This window comes from Bradyrhizobium sp. SZCCHNS1050 (assembly GCF_032484785.1).
GTDB lineage: Bacteria > Pseudomonadota > Alphaproteobacteria > Rhizobiales > Xanthobacteraceae > Bradyrhizobium.
On sequence record NZ_JAUETR010000001.1, the window covers coordinates 1419149 to 1437510 of the forward strand.

23 protein-coding genes, 1 tRNA gene and 1 pseudogene are annotated in these 18362 nt (G+C 65.7%); 15 read left to right on the top strand and 10 right to left on the bottom strand.

All coding sequences use genetic code 11. The features are described from left to right. Positions 1–154: 154 nt before the first annotated feature. Both QX094_RS06510 and QX094_RS06515 read right to left on the bottom strand, forming a co-directional pair. Positions 155–553, bottom strand: a complete 399-nt coding sequence (locus QX094_RS06510; protein WP_315717494.1) for a gamma-glutamylcyclotransferase family protein — start codon at positions 551–553, stop codon at positions 155–157. A 62-nt stretch (positions 554–615) separates the two neighbouring features. Continuing rightward, positions 616–1428: a transglutaminase family protein gene (locus QX094_RS06515; protein WP_315717495.1), complete on the bottom strand. Its 813-nt coding sequence runs from the start codon at positions 1426–1428 to the stop codon at positions 616–618. 204 nt (positions 1429–1632) lie between these two features. Between QX094_RS06515 and QX094_RS06520 the strand changes: the two genes are divergently transcribed. Beyond that, entirely contained in the window at positions 1633–2436 is an 804-nt protein-coding gene (locus QX094_RS06520; protein ID WP_315717496.1) for an N-formylglutamate amidohydrolase, read from the top strand. A gap of 4 nt (positions 2437–2440) precedes the next feature. Here the strand turns inward: QX094_RS06520 and QX094_RS06525 are convergent, their stop codons facing one another. Then, positions 2441–3850, bottom strand: a complete 1410-nt coding sequence (locus QX094_RS06525) for a PLP-dependent aminotransferase family protein (RefSeq protein WP_315717498.1) — start codon at positions 3848–3850, stop codon at positions 2441–2443. 86 nt (positions 3851–3936) lie between these two features. Between QX094_RS06525 and QX094_RS06530 the strand changes: the two genes are divergently transcribed. Further along, positions 3937–4080 carry a hypothetical protein gene (locus QX094_RS06530; RefSeq protein WP_315717499.1) on the top strand — a complete coding sequence of 48 codons (144 nt, stop codon included), beginning with the start codon at positions 3937–3939 and terminating at the stop codon, positions 4078–4080. Positions 4081–4105: 25 nt separating this feature from the next. After that, positions 4106–4942: a PhzF family phenazine biosynthesis protein gene (locus QX094_RS06535; RefSeq protein ID WP_315769529.1), complete on the top strand. Its 837-nt coding sequence runs from the start codon at positions 4106–4108 to the stop codon at positions 4940–4942. A gap of 45 nt (positions 4943–4987) precedes the next feature. On the opposite strand, the gene QX094_RS06540 is transcribed toward QX094_RS06535, so the two are convergent. After that, entirely contained in the window at positions 4988–5608 is a 621-nt protein-coding gene (locus QX094_RS06540) for a LysE family translocator (RefSeq protein WP_315717501.1), read from the bottom strand. Between the two features lie 131 nt (positions 5609–5739). Here QX094_RS06540 and QX094_RS06545 point away from each other — a divergent pair, with 131 nt between their 5' ends. From QX094_RS06545 to QX094_RS06555, 3 genes are read left to right on the top strand one after another with little or no spacing between them, the layout of a single operon-like run. Continuing rightward, positions 5740–6054: a helix-turn-helix domain-containing protein gene (locus QX094_RS06545; RefSeq protein ID WP_315717502.1), complete on the top strand. Its 315-nt coding sequence runs from the start codon at positions 5740–5742 to the stop codon at positions 6052–6054. Further along, positions 6047–6508, top strand: a complete 462-nt coding sequence (locus QX094_RS06550) for an SRPBCC family protein (protein ID WP_315717503.1) — start codon at positions 6047–6049, stop codon at positions 6506–6508. The genes QX094_RS06545 and QX094_RS06550 overlap by 8 nt, the downstream gene beginning before the upstream one ends. A 3-nt stretch (positions 6509–6511) precedes the next feature. Next, positions 6512–7024 carry an SRPBCC family protein gene (locus tag QX094_RS06555; RefSeq protein ID WP_315717504.1) on the top strand — a complete coding sequence of 171 codons (513 nt, stop codon included), beginning with the start codon at positions 6512–6514 and terminating at the stop codon, positions 7022–7024. A 13-nt stretch (positions 7025–7037) separates the two neighbouring features. Here the strand turns inward: QX094_RS06555 and QX094_RS06560 are convergent, their stop codons facing one another. The 4 genes from QX094_RS06560 to QX094_RS06575 form a co-directional block, all read right to left on the bottom strand. Further along, entirely contained in the window at positions 7038–7460 is a 423-nt protein-coding gene (locus QX094_RS06560) for a hypothetical protein (protein WP_315826724.1), read from the bottom strand. Between the two features lie 112 nt (positions 7461–7572). Continuing rightward, positions 7573–8349: a DUF2189 domain-containing protein gene (locus QX094_RS06565; protein ID WP_315717506.1), complete on the bottom strand. Its 777-nt coding sequence runs from the start codon at positions 8347–8349 to the stop codon at positions 7573–7575. A gap of 208 nt (positions 8350–8557) precedes the next feature. Further along, positions 8558–10165, bottom strand: coding sequence for an acyl-CoA synthetase (locus QX094_RS06570; RefSeq protein ID WP_315717507.1), 1608 nt, complete (start codon positions 10163–10165; stop codon positions 8558–8560). Between the two features lie 176 nt (positions 10166–10341). After that, on the bottom strand, positions 10342–10797 hold the full coding sequence (locus QX094_RS06575; protein WP_315717508.1) for a GatB/YqeY domain-containing protein: 456 nt from the start codon (positions 10795–10797) through the stop codon (positions 10342–10344). A 181-nt stretch (positions 10798–10978) separates the two neighbouring features. Here QX094_RS06575 and carA point away from each other — a divergent pair, with 181 nt between their 5' ends. The 3 genes and pseudogenes from carA to QX094_RS06590 all read left to right on the top strand — a co-directional run bounded on the left by carA (position 10979) and on the right by QX094_RS06590 (position 13428). Next, on the top strand, positions 10979–12175 hold the full coding sequence (gene carA, locus QX094_RS06580) for a glutamine-hydrolyzing carbamoyl-phosphate synthase small subunit (protein WP_315754612.1): 1197 nt from the start codon (positions 10979–10981) through the stop codon (positions 12173–12175). Between the two features lie 147 nt (positions 12176–12322). Beyond that, a pseudogene (locus QX094_RS06585) lies at positions 12323–12828 on the top strand (PaaI family thioesterase). Between the two features lie 66 nt (positions 12829–12894). Then, positions 12895–13428, top strand: coding sequence for a cupin domain-containing protein (locus tag QX094_RS06590; RefSeq protein WP_316186057.1), 534 nt, complete (start codon positions 12895–12897; stop codon positions 13426–13428). Here the strand turns inward: QX094_RS06590 and QX094_RS06595 are convergent, their stop codons facing one another. Then, on the bottom strand, positions 13429–13755 hold the full coding sequence (locus tag QX094_RS06595) for a metalloregulator ArsR/SmtB family transcription factor (RefSeq protein WP_315717511.1): 327 nt from the start codon (positions 13753–13755) through the stop codon (positions 13429–13431). Between QX094_RS06595 and QX094_RS06600 the strand changes: the two genes are divergently transcribed. The 4 genes from QX094_RS06600 (at position 13754) to QX094_RS06615 (ending at position 16529) form a co-directional block, all read left to right on the top strand. After that, complete coding sequence (locus QX094_RS06600) at positions 13754–14266, top strand: YeeE/YedE family protein (RefSeq protein ID WP_316188197.1); 513 nt, start codon at positions 13754–13756, stop codon at positions 14264–14266. The genes QX094_RS06595 and QX094_RS06600 overlap by 2 nt on opposite strands. A 6-nt stretch (positions 14267–14272) precedes the next feature. After that, positions 14273–14725 carry a DUF6691 family protein gene (locus QX094_RS06605; RefSeq protein ID WP_315717513.1) on the top strand — a complete coding sequence of 151 codons (453 nt, stop codon included), beginning with the start codon at positions 14273–14275 and terminating at the stop codon, positions 14723–14725. Positions 14726–14736: 11 nt separating this feature from the next. Then, a complete protein-coding gene (locus tag QX094_RS06610) occupies positions 14737–15630 on the top strand; it encodes an MBL fold metallo-hydrolase (protein ID WP_316187687.1) in 894 nt (297 codons plus the stop codon). Positions 15631–15734: 104 nt separating this feature from the next. After that, the gene (locus QX094_RS06615) at positions 15735–16529 is read left to right on the top strand and encodes a sulfite exporter TauE/SafE family protein (RefSeq protein WP_315717515.1); all 795 of its coding nucleotides are present in this window, start codon (positions 15735–15737) and stop codon (positions 16527–16529) included. A gap of 89 nt (positions 16530–16618) precedes the next feature. Here the strand turns inward: QX094_RS06615 and QX094_RS06620 are convergent, their stop codons facing one another. Further along, positions 16619–17146 (bottom strand): DNA starvation/stationary phase protection protein, encoded by a 528-nt coding sequence (locus QX094_RS06620; protein WP_315717516.1) that lies wholly within the window; start codon positions 17144–17146, stop codon positions 16619–16621. A 108-nt stretch (positions 17147–17254) separates the two neighbouring features. Here QX094_RS06620 and QX094_RS06625 point away from each other — a divergent pair, with 108 nt between their 5' ends. Then, entirely contained in the window at positions 17255–17959 is a 705-nt protein-coding gene (locus QX094_RS06625) for a class I SAM-dependent methyltransferase (RefSeq protein ID WP_316166902.1), read from the top strand. Positions 17960–18068: 109 nt separating this feature from the next. Further along, positions 18069–18145 (top strand) — tRNA-OTHER (locus QX094_RS06630). Positions 18146–18362: the final 217 nt, after the last annotated feature.

The window sequence follows — 18362 nt, forward strand, 5'->3', positions numbered from 1 at the left end:
CATTCCGGGGCGCCCGCAGGGCGAGCCCGGAATCCATAACCACGACCAGTCGTGAGGCGGGACGGCCGCGCCACTGCCTGTCCTCGCACCGTTTGTGGTTATGGATTCCGGGCCCATCGCTGCGCGATGTCCCGGAATGACGGCGCGGAGAGACTTAGGGCGCCAAAAACCGTCCCGAGGCGATGCGGGCGACCTCGTCCACGGGCCAGTTGTACACGTAGGTCCAGGCCTCGCGGGCCGCGCCGTCGGCCAGCGTCACGGCGAGGCACCGGCGCAGATATTCGGTCGGCGCGGCGAAGCCTTCGCCGCAGGCCTCGTACATGTCGAACTCGCGCAGCATCGGCTCGGGCTGGTGCAGCCGGAACAGTTCGCCATGGACGAGATCGGCCGCGTCATCGGACGGCACCAGGCCGGGATAATGCTGGATGCGGTACAGCCGGCCGCGGCAGCTTGCCTCGGCGACGAAATCGGCATTGGCCGACAACAGCCGCGCCATCGGATGGTCGAAGCCGCGCATCAGCGTGCCGTAGACGAACAGGAGATCGGTGGTCATGGCCCGTCTATAGCGGCGATCGCCGATGATGCGAAGCGGCGGCCGGCCGCGCCTTTCTCTGCTCAGGCGGCCGCGATCTCATCGCTGACGACGTGGAATTTGGTCAGGGTCATCAGGCCGAACGAGGTCGACAGCGCGACGTCGGCGGCGTCCCGTCCGGTCGCCATCAGGATGCGACCGATGCGCGGCACGTTGTGGCGGGCATCGAACGTGTACCACCGGCCCGAGAGATAGACCTCGAACCAGCCCGAGAAATCCATCGGGACCGGGTCCGGCGGCACGCCGATGTCGCCGAGATAACCGGTGCAATAGCGTGCCGGAATGCCCATGCAGCGGCAGAAGGTCAGCGCGAGGTGGGCGAAGTCGCGGCAGACGCCGGTGCGCTGCTGATAGACGTCGTGCGCCGACTTCATGGCGTGGGCGTGCTCATAGCCGAACGTGACGTGGCCGTGCACGAAGTCGCAGATCGCCTGCACGCGCGCCCATCCCGCCGGCGCGCTGCCGAACAGCGACCACGCGACCTCGGCCAGCTTGTCGGTCTCGCAATAGCGGCTCGGCATCAGATACAGCAGAAGCTCATCGGGCAGCTGCTCGATCGACAACTGCTGGGCGCCGGGATCGATCGCGTCCGGCCGCCCGCTGTCGCGGACGATGGCGCTGCCGTGGAAGGTGACCCCGCCGGCCGGCGCCACCAGCCGTCCACAGAGATTGCCGAAGCTGTCGTTGTAGAATTTGATCGGCACCTTGGGCTCGGTCGTGATCGTCTCGGTGCCGACGATGTCGGGAAAGCGCGACGGATGGATCGACAGCATGATCACCATCGGCGTTGCCGCCGGAGCCGCATAGGCGATCTCAAATCCAACCTTGATCAGCATGAAGGCTCCTTCGCCCCGTTCGGGCGGCACGATGCGCCAGCCTCATCCAGCCCGGACCGTAGGCCCATTGCGAACTTCTGTCTTGTGAATGATCGCCAGAATCAGCATCGTTTGGGCGACCATCATGATGTCCGCCGGCCCAATCCTCATCCGTCTGCCCAATCCGAGATCGGTCTGCCGCTTCATGAAGCAACGAGAGGCAGCATGACCGTGTCCGGCACGAGCAACACTCATCGACTCCTTCAGCCAGACGAAGTTCCACCCGTGCTCGAGCGCAACGCCGATGGGGCGTCGGCCTTGTTCTTCACGTGCGATCACTATGGCCGCCTGCTGCCGCGCGCACTCGGCGATCTCGGCCTGCCCGAAAGCGAACTGGAGCGGCACATCGCCTGGGACATCGGCATCGCCGGCGTCGCGGAGGCCGTATCGCGGGCGCTCGATGCGCATCTGATCGCGCAGCGCTATTCGCGGCTGGTGATCGACTGCAACCGCTCGCCGAAGGCGCCGAACGCGATTCCGATGATCAGCGAGCGCACCACGATCCCCGGCAATGAGGGCCTGACGCATGAGGACGCCGAGCTCCGGCGCCGCGCGATCTTCGATCCCTATCACGACCGCATCACCGAAGTGCTCGATGCGCGCAAGGCCGCGGGGCGGCCGACCATCCTCGTCTCGCTGCACAGCTTCACGCCGGTCTATGCGGGCATCGCGCGGCCCTGGCACATTGGCACGCTGTATCAGCACGACCGTGTGCTGCCGCCGCTGCTGTTGAGGGCGCTGCGGGCCGAGCCCGATCTCGTGGTGGGCGACAATCAGCCCTATGCGGTCGGCGACGGCACCGACTACACCATCCCCGTGCATGGCGAGGCGCGCGGGCTGATCAATTCCGGCATCGAGATTCGTCAGAACGAAATCGCCGAGCCCGAGGGCCAGCAGCGCTGGGCCGAGCGGCTGATCCGCATTCTCGGCGAGATCGAGGTCGAGCTGCGCAGCAAGGGTCTCGCGTAGCCCGCTACTCCGTCATGTCGGAGGCGTCGTGATGGGCGAGCAGGCCCGCGAGCCGCCACAGCGCCGTGCGCAGATCGTCATGGCTCGGCAGGCCGAGCGCGAGCCGCACCGCGTTCGGTGAATGGCCGTGCGCCACCGCAAACGCGCTCGCCGGCGTGATCGCGATGCCGGCGCGCGCGGCCGCGGCGGTCAAGGCTTCGGCGCGCCAGCCCTCCGGCAGATGCAGCCAGACATGGTAGGAGCGCGGATCGGCCTCGATGTGATGGCCGGCGAGGCACTCGGCGACGATCGCCTGCCGCACCAGCGCATCGGCCCGCTTGCGCCTGGTGATCTCGGCCGCCGTGCCGTCGGCGAGCAGCCCCATGCCGGCGGCCAGCGCCAGCGACGTCACCGACCAGGCCCCGGTGCGCACCGTGGCGGCGAATTTTTCGCGCATGCTTCCCGGCACGTAGAGAAAACCGACCGCAATCCCCGGCGCGAGCCGCTTGGCAAGGCTGTCGACCACGACGACACGCTCCTCGGCCTGCGTCGCCAGCGAGACCTGATCGCTGAGGAAGCCGTAGACGAGGTCCTCGATGATCATCAGCTCGTGCTTGCGCACCAGACGCACGATCTCCTCGCGCCTCGCCTCGCTCATCGTCAGGCCGAGCGGATTCTGCATCACCGGCTGGATGTAGATCGCGTTGAGCGCGCTCGCGCGGTGCGCCTTGGTCAGGGCATCCGGGCGGATGCCCTCGCCGTCCATCGCGAGCGGCACCAGGGTCACGCCCAGCCGCGCCGCGATGCCCTTGATCATCGGATAGGTGACGGCCTCGACGCCGAGCCGGCCACCGACCGGCACCAGCGCCGAGATCGCCGCAGCCAGCGACTGTCGACCACTGCCGGCGAAGACGAAGTTCTCCGCGCGCGGGCGCCAGCGCTCGCCGGCGAAGAAGGCCGCGGCGGTGCGCCCGGCCTCGGCCAGCCGCCGCTGCGTGATCGGCGCCAGCACCGGCGCCAGCTTCTCCGGCCGCTGCCATGCGGCAAGCGACTTCGCGATCAGGGCCGCCTGATCCGGCAGGGTCGGGAAATTGAACTCGAGATCGATGCGGCCATCGAACGGCTCCAGCCGCAGCGAGGGTGGTACCGGTACCGCCTCTCCCGCGACGAAGGTGCCGCGCCCGACCTCGCCCACGACCAGACCCCTGCGCAATAATTCGGCATAGACGCGCGCTGCCGTGGATGCGGCAATTCCCCGTTCATAGGCGAACTGACGCTGCGGCGGCAGCCGGTCGCCCGCCTTCAGCCTGCCGTTGGCGATGTCCTCGGCAATGTCGTCCACCAGGGTCGTATACGAAGCATTCATGCTATATTGCACCGAGAGCAATGTTTCGATTGCACCGAGATATGTACTGCGCGATTGCTCTTCGAACAACGCAATTGAAGAGCGATAGGTGACTCATGGCATATTCCCTGGCGCAGCGTTGGGCAACTCCGCAGGTTGCCCACGGAAAGAGCAATTTGCTCCAGGTCCCGCAACTCTGGCTGCGGCGCCTGTTCTGGCGGTCCGAACTGGCGATGCTCGATCGCGAGCAGATGCGCGACTGCGGCCTTGATCCCGTGGTCGTGCAGGAAGAGGCCAACAAGCCGTTCTGGCGCGACTGACGCCGACATCGAGGAGGGCACCGCAATGCTCGCGCTTCCGTTCCATCAAGTCGACGTGTTCTCCAAGGTCGCCTTCAAAGGCAACCCGCTCGCCGTGATCGCCGAGGCCGACGGCCTCGACGATGCCGCGATGCAGGCGATCGCCAACTGGACCAATCTGTCCGAGACGACCTTCCTGTCACGCGCTCAGAATCCGGGCGCTGATTATCGCGTGCGCATCTTCACCCCGCAGCGCGAACTGCCTTTTGCGGGCCATCCGACGCTCGGCTCATGCCACGTATGGCTCGCGCTCGGCGGCCGGCCGAAGGGCGAGCATGTGGTGCAGGAATGCGGCGCGGGCCTCGTGCGCATCAAGCGTGACGGAGACCGCCTCGCCTTCGCCGCCCCGCCCCTCCGCCGCTCCGGCGCCGTCGATGCCGAGCTGACGAGCAAGATCGCGGCAGCGCTCGGCATCCCAACGAGCACGATGCGCGCCGTGCAGTGGATCGACAACGGCCCGGGCTGGATCGGCGTGCTGATCGACTCCCGCCGCGCGCTGCTCGACATCCGCTACAATCCGGCGGCGCTGCCGCAACAGCCGATCGGCGTGGTTGCGCCATGGGATCGGGCGCAAGATGGCACAGATGCCGACTACGAGGTCCGCGGCTTCATGTGGGGCGGCGGCGAGGACCCGGTGACGGGCAGCCTCAATGCAAGTTTGGCGCAATGGCTGATCGGAGCGGGAATTGCTCCGAAGCAATACGTCGCCTCCCAGGGCACCGTGCTGGGCCGCGCCGGCCGCGTCCATGTCGCGCAGGACGGCGACACGATCTGGATCGGCGGCGACGTCGCGCCTGTGGTGAAGGGGACGATCAGCCTGTAACGCGCGTCAGCAGACGGCGATGCGGCCGCGGGGCCGAACGCGTGCTCACCGTGCCCGGGTCAGCGCCAGCCACACGCCGCCGCCGATCATGAAGCCGCCGGAGATGCGCGACACCAGCCGCGTCCGCCTGGCCGAGAACAGTTTTCGCGCACGGCCCGCGAGCAGCGCATAGATCGCGTCGGTGAGACCCGCGATCACCATGAAGGTGACGCCGAGCAAACCGACCTGCGGCACGTGATCCCGGCTCATGTCCATGAACTGCGGCAGGAACGCGCCGAAGAACACCATCACCTTCGGGTTCGAGAGCAGCACCAGCAGCCCCTGCAGGAAAAAGCCGCCGCGCGGCGGCGGTGGCGGCGCCTCGCCCGCAGAGATCCCCTCGATCGGCGAGCGGATGAGCTGAATGCCGAGCCACACCAGATAGGCCGCACCGATCAGTCGTACCCATTCGAACCAATAGCCCATCGTGGCCATCAGCGACGTCAGGCCGACGGCGACGATGCCGATCGCGATCGCCAGCCCGGTCTGCACGCCGGCGATATTGACGAGCGCGGCGCGGGTCCCGTGGCGCAGACCGTTGGCGATCAGCAGCGTCACGACGGGACCCGGCAGCAGCGCCAGCCCGATACAGGCGGCGACGAAGGCGAGATAGACTTGCAGGGACATGAAGCGCCTCGATGCGAATGAGGCGCTCACTAATGCACGACATGTCTGCAGAGGGAAGCCCGCTTGTCCTCGCGCGATCCACAACGCAGCGCCCTTGACACGCAACCATTTGGTTGCCTATTCTTTCTCACATGGATGATGTCTTCAAGGCGCTTGCGGACGGCTCACGACGCGCCCTGCTCGACAGGCTCCACGCGCGGAACGGGCAAACCCTGACCGAACTCTGCGACGGCCTCGCGATGACGCGACAGGCCGTGACCAAGCACCTTGCCATTCTGGAAGCGGCCAATCTGGTCGCGACGATCCGGCATGGCCGCGAGAAGCTGCACTATCTCAATCCGGTGCCGATCCATCACATCGGGGAGCGCTGGATCAAGAAATTCGAGCGCGGCAAGCTCGCCGCGCTCAGCGAGTTGAAGCGGCAATTGGAGGAGCGCGATGAGTAAGCCCGAATTCGTCTACGTCACGTATATCGCGACGACGCCCGAGAAATTGTGGGAAGCGCTGACATCAAACGAATTCGCGAAGCGCTACTGGTTCGGCACCGAACTGCATTCCGATTGGCGCGTCGGCTCGCCGTTCACGCTGGTGACCGACGGGATGACGACGGATGTCGGCCAGATTCTGGAGTTCGATCCGCCACGCCGGCTCTCCTACACCTTCCAGCACGTCCTGAAAGACGAGTTTCGCAACGAGCAGCCGACCAAGGTCGTGTTCGCGATCGAACAGCACGGCGACTCCGTCAAGCTGACCCTGACGCATGAAGGCTTCGAAGGGGCGGCAAGATTGCTCGATGCGGTTTCCAACGGCTGGCCCGCGATCATGTCCGGCCTAAAAAGTCTGCTGGAGACCGGAACGGCGCTGGCGATCCCGATGTCAGCGCTCGGCAAAGGAGTCTGAGCGATGGATCTTGCAAAGTTCAAGCCCGCCACCGTCTACACGATCTACATCGCCGCCAGCCCTGAGAAGGTATGGCAGGCGCTGACCTCCGCCGAGTTCAGCCGACAATATTTCTTCGGCTTCGCCGTGGAAGCCGAACTGAGGGCGGGCGGCGCCTTCATCGTGCGCGCGCCGGACGGCTCCGAACACATCAGCGGCCAGGTGATCGTCTGCGAGCCGCCGCACCGGCTGACCGTCACGTGGGACGTCAACTGGCCCGGCCTCGTCGAGGCACTGGGCCGCACGCTCGTGACCTATGAGATCGAACCGGCCGGCGACGCCGTCCGTCTCACGATGACTGAAGCGCATGAGCGGCCGCTCTCCGACGACATCCTGTCTGGCGGACGCCAGGGCTGGCCGGCCATCCTGTCGAGCCTCAAGAGCGTGCTCGAGACCGGCAAGCCGCTCGCGGTGAAGATGACGCCGCCGACGCGCATGCTGGCGGCCCTGAAGGCGATGGGGATTGCAGTGCCTTAAACGACAACGCCTGCTACGACACCGCGGCGATCTGTGGGATGCTGGCGAGGACGGCGCCGACCTGGACCGCATTGCTCAGCATGCCACCCCAATGTAACCAGCGCAGCCGACGCAGGGCCGTCGCATCGCCGGAATCCCTGTCGCGGATGCGCGCGTCCATCTGCCGCAGAAACCAGCGGCGCGAGAGCAGCGCGAACGCCGCGATCAGCCCAATGCCCAGCCCCAGAACGGGGCGGCCGTCGGCCAGCACGGCGAGCGCGCCGATGCCGCCAGCGATCGAAAGCGCCACGAAGTAGGAGTCGAACATGCCGCGCAGGAGCCGGGTGACCGGCACGATGTCGAGCCGCACCAACAGAAAGGCCGGCGCGGCCAGCAGCAGATAGAACATCGGCAGCAACAAGACGATCGTGGCAAACAACGCGATGTTGTCCGGCATCATCCTCCTCCGACATTGGGGCCGGCCGGACCACCGGCGAGCCGCGTTTCGAAACGAGCCCGTTCGACGGCGTCCATGCGCCATCGAACCTACGTCGCGGCTCGCCCTTGCCTTATGCCGGAGCTACGATCCGGCGGTACAGATGCCAGGTCGCATGGCCTAGCACCGGCACAGTGACCAGCAGCCCGAGGAAGTACGGTAATGCCGAAATGATCAGCAGCACGGTGATGACGGCGGCCCAGCCGATCATCGGGCCGGGACTCGTCACGACCGCGCGCACGCTGGTGATCATCGCCGTCACGAAATCGACGTCGCGCTCCAGCAGCAGCGGAAACGACACGACCGTGAGCGAGAACAGCACCAGCGATAGAGCGGCGCCGTCGAGATTGCCGATCGCGAGGAAGAGCAGACCCTCGTTGGTCGTCAGCACCACGGTCATGAATTCCTTGATGCTGGAGAACGAGGCATTGAGCCCGAGCAGCAGCGCGATCAGGAGGCGCACCTGGTACATCCAGATGATGAAGAAAAATAGTGTCACGAACGCCATCCAGCCGATCTCGCCGCGCGAAGTGATCGTGCGCCAGATCCCGCCATAGGAAATCGGCTGGCCGAGTTCGCGGCGGCGGCTGACCTCGTAGAGACCGATCGCGACGAACGGGCCGATCAGCGCAAACCCCGCGGCCAGCGGATAGGCCAAGTAGACCATCCCGAAGGCGGTGACGCACAGCACGATGCTGATGCCGCCGAGTACGTAGATCAGCCCGAAAGCAAGGCCGAACATGGGCTGAGCCTGAAAATCGCGGAGGCCTTGCGTCAAGGCTTCGGCAATATCGGCCGTGGTGATGCGGCGCACCACGGGATCGGATCGTCCCGAGACGGATGCGGTCATCGGCGGTCCCTCCTGAATGTTGTTGTTGCCGTGATGCTAACAGCGGGAGGGCGGGGATTTCAATTTCAACTTGTGGGCAGAGGGGCGGAGCGATCACATATGACGATGCAGTTTTGCACTCGTCTGTCGCCATCCGTCGTGCCGTGCGGGACTGCCGGCGAGGCGAGGGAGCCAGGCGCACCATTGGGCACCCACGAACGGGAGCCCCCTACCCCCGCGCCCGCAACTCCCGCCTCAGCACCTTGCCGGTCGCCGTCATCGGCAGGGTGTCGGTGAATTCAACGTGGCGCGGGTATTCGTGCGCGGCAAGCTTCACTTTGACGAAGTCCTGGATCTCTCGCGACAGCGTGTCATTTGCAACGAAGCCAGGGCGCAGCACGATCCACGCCTTGATGGCCTCCGTGCGCACCGGGTCGGGAATGCCGACGACGGCCGCCAGCGCGACTGCCGGATGCTTGAGCAGCGTGTCCTCGATCTCCGCCGGGCCGATGCGATAGCCGGCCGACGTGATGACATCGTCCTCGCGGCTCGCATACCAGAAATAGCCGTCGTCATCCTGGGTGCCGAGATCGCCTGTCAGCAGCACGTCGCCCGCGAACTTCTTCTGCGTCGCCTCCGGATTGCGCCAATATTCGATCATGGTGCAGGGATTGGGCTGGCGCACGCCGATGATGCCCCTCTCTCCGCGCGGCAGCTCCTCGCCCTTGTCGTTGACGATCAGCACCTCGAAGCCCGGCGTCGCCTTGCCCATCGAGCCCGGCCGGATCGGAAACAGCCTCGCATTGTTGCCGACGACGAGATTGCATTCGGTCTGGCCGTAGATCTCGTGCGCATCGATGCCGAAGGTCGCGCGCACCCAGTCGAGCAGCTCGGCGCCGAGCGACTCGCCGCCGGTGAGGATGCTGCGCAGCTTGACGCCCTCGTGCTTGACATTGGCCTGGCGCATCAACTTCAGCGCGGTCGGGGGCAGGAACACGTTGCGGACGGCGTAGTCCGCCATCAGTTGCATTGCGGCCTGCGGCTCGAATTTCCTGGCGCGATAACCGATCATCGGGATCGCGTGATACCATGCAGGAAACAGCGCATCGAACAGGCCGCCGATCCATGCCCAATCCGCCGGCGTCCACATGACGTCGCCGGGCTTCGGCAGGAAGCCGTGCACCATCTCGACATTGGGCAGGTGGCCGAGCAGTACGCGATGGGCGTGCAGCGCGCCCTTGGGATTTCCGGTCGTACCCGAGGTATAGATGATGATGGCAGGGTCGTCGCTCGACGTGGCGACGGTCGGGAATTGATCGGAGGCGCGCTCCAGCGTCGGCCAGAAGGCTTGGGCGCCGAGGCCGTCGCCGTCAGTGACATAGATCGTCTTGAGTTCCGGCAGGCGGTCGCGAATGCGCGCGAGCTTCGCAAGGCCCGTGGCGTCGGTGACGACGACCTTGGCGCCGGAGTTCTGCAGCCGGAATTGCAGCGCGTCCTCGCCGAACAGCGTGAACAGCGGCACCGAGACGAGACCGGCGCGGAACGCCGCCAGATGGACGATCGGCAGCTCCAGCGACTGCGACAGGAACACCGCGACGCGGTCGCCCTGCGCGAGACCATCGGCCTTCAATACGTTGGCGAAGCGGCAGGAGTAATCGCGCAGCTCATCGAATGAGACGCGCCGTGCGGCGCCGTCCTCTTCGACGACGATCAGCGCCAGGCGCCCCGAGCCGTCGGCGTGGCGATCGCAGGTCGCGACCGCGATGTTGAACTGCGCCGGGATGTCCCAGCGGAAGTCGCGAGTGAGCTGGTCGTAGTCGGACGTTTCCTTGAGCATCGTTCTCTCCGTCATGGCCAGGCGAAGACCCGCCTGCGGGGCCGAAGCCCCTTCGGCGCGGCGAAGGCCCGGCCATCCACGTCTTTCTTCTTGATGACAGTCTTAAAGACGTGGATGCCCGGGACAAGCCCGGGCATGACGATGTGGGGATGGCTCGGCGCTTCGCGTCGCGCGGCCTAGCCCGACAGCGCCGCCTTCACCAGCGCGCTCGCCTTGGCGAAATCCATCTGGCCGGTATACTTGGCCTTCAGCACGGCGATCACCTTGCCCATGTCCTTCATGCCGGCGGCGCCGGTCTCGGCGACTGCAGCGGAGATAGCGGTCTTCACCTCGTCGTCGCTCATCTGCTTCGGCAGATAGGCCGAGATGACCGCGATCTCCTCGCGCTCGCCGGCGGCGAGCTCGGCGCGGCCGCCCTTTTCATACAGCTCGACCGACTCCTGACGCTGCTTGATCATCTTCTGCAGCACCGCGAGCACGTCGGCGTCGGTCAAGGGCGGCTTGCCTTCGCCGCGCGCGGCGATGTCGGCGTTCTTCAAGGTCGAGTTCACCATGCGAAGGGTGGACAGCTTGCGCTCGTCCTTGGCCTTCATCGCCTCCTTGACCGCATTGTTGATGTCGTCGCGCAGCATGCTCTCGCCCTCTCAAAATCCATTGGCGCTGGTCTAGGCGGTTCGCCCACCCGAAACAACACGGTTCCGCATCCGTTCCGGTCGGATGCCTCGAAACTCCGGCCGAATTGACCGAAATCGCATGTGAATCGGCCGCTTCCCGCTTTGACGCCGCGCGCCTGGGGCACTATGTAGGGGCCTCATGACACACATCGATACTGACGCCGCCTGGCCGGACCATAAACCGACCGCGCTCCTCGTGCTCGCCGACGGCACGGTGCTGGAAGGCTACGGCCTCGGCGCCGAAGGCCACGCCGTGGGCGAGGTCTGCTTCAACACCGCCATGACCGGCTATGAGGAGATCCTGACCGATCCATCCTATGCCGGCCAGCTCATCACCTTCACCTTCCCGCATATCGGCAATGTCGGCACCAACGACGAGGATATCGAGACGGTGAACATGGCGGCGACGCCGGGCGCGCGCGGGGTGATCCTGCGCACCGCGATCACCGATCCGTCGAACTACCGCGCCACCCGCCATCTCGACCAGTGGCTGCGTGCGCGCGGGATCATCGGGCTGTCCGGCATCGACACCCGGGCGCTGACCGCGCTGATCCGCTCCAAGGGCATGCCGAACGCCGTGATCGCGCATGCCAAGGACGGCAATTTCGACCTCGACGCCCTGAAGAAGGAAGCGCGGGAATGGCCCGGCCTGGAGGGCATGGACCTCGTGCCGATGGTGACCTCCGCCCAGCGCTTCACCTGGGACGAGACCCCCTGGGTGTGGAACGAGGGCTTCGGCCGACAGGTCAATCCGGAGTTCAACGTCGTCGCGATCGACTACGGCATCAAGCGCAACATCCTGCGCCTGCTCGCCGGCGTCGGCTGCAAGGTGACGGTGGTGCCGGCGACGACGCCGGCCGAGGACATCCTGGCGATGAAGCCGGACGGCGTGTTCCTGTCGAACGGACCCGGCGATCCCGCGGCGACCGGTAAATATGCCGTGCCGGTCATTCAGCAGGTGATTTCGTCGGGCACACCGACCTTCGGCATCTGCCTCGGCCATCAGATGCTCGGGCTTGCGGTCGGCGCCAAGACCAAGAAGATGCACCAGGGCCATCACGGCGCCAACCATCCGGTCAAGGACGAGACCACTGGCAAGGTCGAGATCACCTCGATGAACCATGGCTTCGCGGTCGACCAGGACACGTTGCCATCGGGCGCGACGCAGACCCACATCTCGCTGTTCGACGGCTCGAATTGCGGCATCCAGCTCGAGGGCAAACCGGTGTTCTCGGTGCAGTACCACCCGGAAGCTTCGCCCGGCCCGCGCGACTCGCATTACCTCTTTCAGCGCTTCGCCGAGCTGATGCGCGAGAAGAAGCGCAGCGCAGCCTGAGGTCGGCAGCTTGACGACACTCGACATGCCCGGGCTGGTCCCGGGCATTTTTCTGTCCGCAATCTTGTGATCGCCGGCATCTGTTTTGCCCTCGATCTTTTCGCACCGCATTCATATGATGATCATCATATATTGTAGATCGACAATATGAGCGAGACGGATTCGCGCGCTGAATTCGGCGTGGTGCCCCTGGCGGTACTGGCCTCGATGCCCGGGCTCGATTTCGTGCGCGGCATCTTCGCCGGGACCTTGCCGCAGCCGCCGATCATGCAGACCGTCGCGCCGTTCGACTGCAGCGCCGAGCCCGGCCGGGTCGTCATGCACAGCGTGCCGGCCTTGCGGCACTACAATCCGATCTGCTCGGTGCATGGCGGCTACACCGCGATCCTGCTGGATTCCGCGATGGGGCTCGCCGTCCCACGATGTGCCCGCAGGGCAGCGGTTACACCACGCTGGAATTCAAGGTCTCCTTCATCAAGGCAATGACCGAGACCACCGGCATCGTGAGAACGGAGGGCAGGACGCTGTCGTTCGGACGCCGCGCCGCGACCGCCGAGGCACGCATCGCCGAGGCACGCATCGCCGATTCGCAAGGGCGCCTGCTGGCGCACGCCACCACGACTTGCCTGGTGCTCGAGCTGCCCAAGGCGTGAGCCTGGAACGGCTACCGCGCAGGCCGGTTGATAGGGTGAGGCCCCATCCTTTGTTCCGAGGTCGCCATGCCTGCCGCCCCCTCGCCCCGCGTCAAGTCGCTCAGCATCGTGTTCGCGGATGACGGCCTGGTGCCCAATAATCCGATGCCGTTCCTGGTCTACAAGGCCGTCATCGATCTGGGTGGCGCCGATCCGGCGGCCGACATCGAGCGCGTGTTCGCCGCCAATGGCTGGGGCGACATGTGGCGCAACGGCGTCTACGACTATCTGCACTATCACGCGACCGTGCATGAGGCGCTGGGTGTCGCCGGCGGAACGGCGCGGGTCCGCTTCGGCGGCGATCAGGGCCGGGAGCTGGAGCTCAGGCCGGGCGACGTCGCCATCCTGCCGGCCGGCACTGGACATCAATGCATCGCTGCCAGCAGCGATTTCTGCATCGTCGGCGCCTATCCGCCCGGACCGAAGATGCAGATCACGCGGCCGACGCCGGAGAACCACGCCCGCGCATCGAAAACCATTCCGGAGGTGCCGCTGCCCGCGACCGATCCTGTGCTCGGCGCGGGCGGCCCGCTCACGCGCCTGTGGCACCAGGCGCGCTGATCAGGCGCAATACAGCCGATACAGCGTCTGCAGGATCTCGCGGACCTCCCGGCTCGCCAGCCGATAGTAGATGGTCTGGCCATCGCGCCGGGTGGCGACGAGATCGAGCGCGCGCATCTTCGCGAGATGCTGAGACAGCGCCGCCTGTCGCAACCCGACCTGTTCGGCGAGATCGCCGACCGCGCGCTCGCCGTCGATGAGGTTGCAGAGCACCATGAGGCGCTTCGAATTCGCCATGGCAGCGAGCAGGCCCGCCGCCTCCTCCGCCTTGTCGTCGAGCGCCGCCACCATGGCCTCACGGGTTTTGCGCCTGGCCTGTGTTGTCATGATTGTTACTTCTTCATTTTCGTATATATGCAATAATGCACATGACAGCCGATTGCAACATGCCCCCGACGAGGGAATCAAGGACGATATGATCACGGAGTATACAGCGGTCACGGCGCTCGCAGGCGGCGCCCTCATCGGCGCTGCAGCCGTCATGCTGATGGGCCTGACCGGCCGTATTGCCGGCGTCAGCGGCATTGCCGCGCGGCTGTTGCCGCCCTGGGACGGTGCGCTCGCTGGCCGGCTCGCCTTCATAGGAGGGCTGGTCGCGGCCGCCCTTGCAGTCCGCATCGTCAGCGGGAGCCTGCCGCCGCTGAAGCTGGAGGTCGGTTCGATCGATATGGTTGCAGCCGGGCTGCTGGTCGGCTTCGGGGCGGTCTGGGGCAACGGCTGCACCTCGGGTCATGGCGTCTGCGGCATCGCCAGCCTGTCGCCGCGCTCGATCGTCGCCACGCTGGTGTTCATGGCCACCGCGGTCGTGACCACCTTCCTCGTTCGCCACGTGCTGTGAGGCACCATGATCATTTTCGTCCAGTTCACCGTCGGCCTCATCTTCGGACTCGGGCTGCTGCTCTCGGGCATGTCCAATCCAGAGAAGGTGCTCAACTTCCTCGATTTCGCGGCGATCCGCTTCGGCGGCTGGGATCCGAGCCTGATCCTCGTGATGGCTGGAGCGGTGGGGGTCACCTTCGCCGGCTTCCGACTGGTTTTCCGGCGCCGGCGTCCCGTCCTCGGTGACCAATTCCACCTGCCATCCTTTCAGACGCTGGATTGGCGGATCGCAACCGGCCCTGCGATCTTCGGCATCGGCTGGGGCCTCGCCGGCATCTGCCCGGGCCCGGCCTTCGTGGCGCTCGGCTACGGCTCGCCTGCCATCGTCCTGTTCGTCACGGCCATGATGATCGGAATGGCCGCAGCCCGCATGCTCGCGAGCCGCCGGCCCTCGCTCGCCGCAGTCGCTTCAGAATGAGGGAGGCTTGAATGTCCGGCATTCCTCATCCGGTCGACCTGTCAGTGAAACCCGAGGTCACACCGTTCTTCGATCGCGCCACCAACACCGTCAGCTATGTGGTCAAGGACCCAGGCTCGCGGGCCTGCGCGGTGATCGATTCGGTCATGGACATCGACTATGCATCGGGGCGCATCGCACCGCATTCGGCCGACGAGATCATTCGCCTGATCGAGGATCGCGGCTGGCAACTGGACTGGCTGATCGAGACCCATGTCCATGCCGATCATCTGTCGGCGGCGCCCTACATCCAGTCAAGGCTGGGCGGCAGGATCGGCATCGGCGCCAACATCAGGATGGTGCAGGAGACGTTCGGCAAGATCTTCAACGAAGGCACCGAGTTTCAGCGCGACGGCAGCCAGTTCGACCGCCTGTTCCATGATGGCGACACCTACCGGATCGGCACAATCACCGCCTTCGCCATGCATACGCCGGGGCACACGCCGGCCTGCATGACTCATGTGATCGGAGACGCCGCCTTCGTCGGCGACACGCTATTCATGCCGGACGGCGGCTCGGCACGCGCCGACTTTCCTGGCGGCGATGCCCGCACGCTGTATCGCTCGATCCGCCGGGTGCTGGAGTTGCCTGACGCGACGCGGCTGTTCATGTGCCACGACTACGGTCCAAACGGCCGCGACATCCGCTGGGAAACGACGGTGGCCGAGCAGCGCGCGCACAACATCCACGTCCGCGACGGCATCACCGAGGATCAGTTCGTCGCCGCCCGCGAGGCGCGCGACCGCACCTTGGACATGCCCAAGCTGATCATCCCCTCCCTGCAGGTGAACATGAAGGCGGGACGGTTGCCGACGCCCGATCAGGACGGCCGGCGCTTCCTGAAAGTCCCGCTCAACGCACTCTAGGACACCCCTCGCCCCACCGACCGCGCGGCAGACGTCGCGGCTCGGCTTTCCCATTTGGCAACGGCCGGGCACCGGCGCGGCACGCCACTCCGGAGCATCGCAGGATGACCTTGTCCGCTGCCCAGCTTGCGCTCGGCTCGCTGTCCGGCTCTTTCGTCGGATTCACGCTCGGCCTGATCGGCGGGGGCGGATCGGTGCTGGCCGTGCCGCTCATGGTGTATCTGGTAGGCGTCGGCAATCCCCACGTCGCGATCGGCACGAGCGCGGTCGCCGTAGCGATCAACGCGGCGGCCAATCTCGCCAATCATGCCCGCTCCGGGAACGTCAAATGGCCTTGCGCGCTGGTGTTTGCTGCAACGGGCGTGGTCGGCGCCTTCGCTGGCTCGACGCTCGGCAAGATGGTCGACGGTCAGAAGCTGCTGCTGCTGTTCGCCCTGGTCATGATCGTGATCGGCCTCTTGATGCTGCGCAGGCGCGGCACGAACAGCCAGCTGGACGTCAAGCTTTCGCGCGACAATCTGTTGCCGCTCTTGGCATTCGGTTTCGGCACGGGAACACTGTCCGGCTTCTTCGGCATCGGCGGCGGCTTCCTGATCGTTCCGGCTCTGATGTTTGCGACGGGCATGCCGATCCTCTACGCGATCGGCTCCTCGCTCGTGTCCGTCACGGCGTTCGGACTGACGACCGCAGCAAACTACGCGCTGTCGGGACTGGTCGACTGGGCGCTGGCGGCGACCTTTCTCGTCGCCGGCATCGCCGGTGGCCTGGTCGGTGCGAAGCTGGCGGCTCGCCTGTCCGGTACGCGCGGCACCCTGAACAAGGTGTTTGCCACGGTGGTATTCGTGGTGGCGGCTTACATGATCTATCGGAGCTGGTCGGCACTCGGCCACTCCGCATAGCCTGGCATGAGCCGGAGGCCGGCATCGAGGCCGGACCGGCGCGCCACGTCCTCGCAGCGCGCCCGGACCTCAACTCGACGCGGGCCCGCCTATGCCGCGTTGCTGCCTTCCTGACGGCTGGCTTCGAACAAGAACCAAGTGCGGCGCTCGGTCTCGTCGATGAAGGTCTCCAGCAATCCCGCGGTGGCGGGATCGTCATTGTCGTCGCACAGCCCGTGCGCTTTCCGCATCGCAGCCGCGACGTGCTTGTTGTCCTCCATCAACTCCCGCAACATCTCGCGCGGCGGCACATACTCCTCGTTGTTGTCCTTGATGGTCTGCAGCTTGCTGATCTGGCTGATCGATTTCAGCGTGGTGCCACCGAGCTTGCGCACGCGCTCGGCGAGCTGGTCCGTGGTGGCAAAGATCGCGTCCGACTGCTCGTCGAGCATCTCGTGGTAGTCATGGAAATGCCGTCCGCTGACGTGCCAATGGAAGTTCTTGGTCTTCAGATAGAGCGCAAAGGCGTCCGCAAGCAGCGTGTTCAATGCCGTCGAGATCTTGTTCACGGCATCCGGGGACAGATCGGTCGGGGTATCGAGCTCGGGGGCGGTCTTGTCGGTCTTTGCTTTACTCACGGCTTGGCCTTCCTGTTAGAAGCAGCGATGGACACGGATGATCGGACCCGTTAACGCTCGCTGACCCCTCCAGTTCCGATCAAGGAACTGTGTTTGCCGGAACCCGCCATGGACGACTGGATCGATTATTACGATTCCACGCACACGATCTATGCGAGCAAGCTGCATCGCGACCTGCACTTCGAGGGGATCGCGCGCGACATCGTCGGCTATATTCCCTCGCCCGACGCAGTCGTTCTCGACTATTCCTGCGGAGAGGCCCTGTCGGCCGCCAAGGTCGCCGACGCCTGCATGACGCTCATCCTGGCCGAGCCGGCGCCGGGCGTGCGCGGCCGGCTGATCGCGCGCTTCGCCCCCAACACCAAGATCCGCGTGCGGTCGCTGGACGAGCTGCGCAACATGCAGGAAGGCTCGATCGACCTCGTGGTCATGAACTCCGTGGCCCAGTACATGAGCGAGGCGGAATTCGATGCAGCCCTGGCCGTGATCAGGCGGCTGCTGAAGCCGTCGGGAAAGTTCGTCCTCGGCGACGTCCTGCGTCCGGACGTCGGCATGGGCCGTGACGTGCTCGCGCTGCTGATGTTCGCGGCGCGGGACGGCTTCCTCAGGGATGCCCTGGTCGGGCTGGTCGCCACTGCCCTGTCCGATTACCGGCAGTTGCGGACCAAGGTCGGCCTGCAGCGCTACAGCGAGGCCGAGATCCTGGCACGGCTGAAGAAGGCCGGCCTCTCTGCCGTCCGGGCGCCGAAGAATATCGGCCACAATCCCTGGCGCATGACCTTCGTGGCGCAGCCGGCAATGGGAACCGTGTGACCGGCCGAGCCGACCAACCCCACGCCGTGGCCCAACATCGAGCAACCGGATTAGGGTTAACTGAAACACGGGCTGGCTCACGCGGCCGTGAGAGGTAAGATCACCCCCCGGCCCGGTGGCGGAAGCTACGACGCGAAGAGCGGTGCAACGCTCTTGAACCTGGTTCAAGTCCAGGCCGGGCCTCCAGCCGTCGCTGCTGCGCAGCTTCGGCTCGGCGAGCCAGCGACGGCGCCGTGCCCCTCAGACCCTCTTCGGCCAAATTGGCCGTTGATTTCGGCCCAAAACCCTTTTCGCTCAGAGGAAACTGGTCTAAAGACCGCTCGCGCGCGAGCAATGGTCGCGCCTTGGCCTTCGGGGACGCGCGGCACGCGCGCCCTTTTTTTGTGCCCAATTCCTGCCCGTT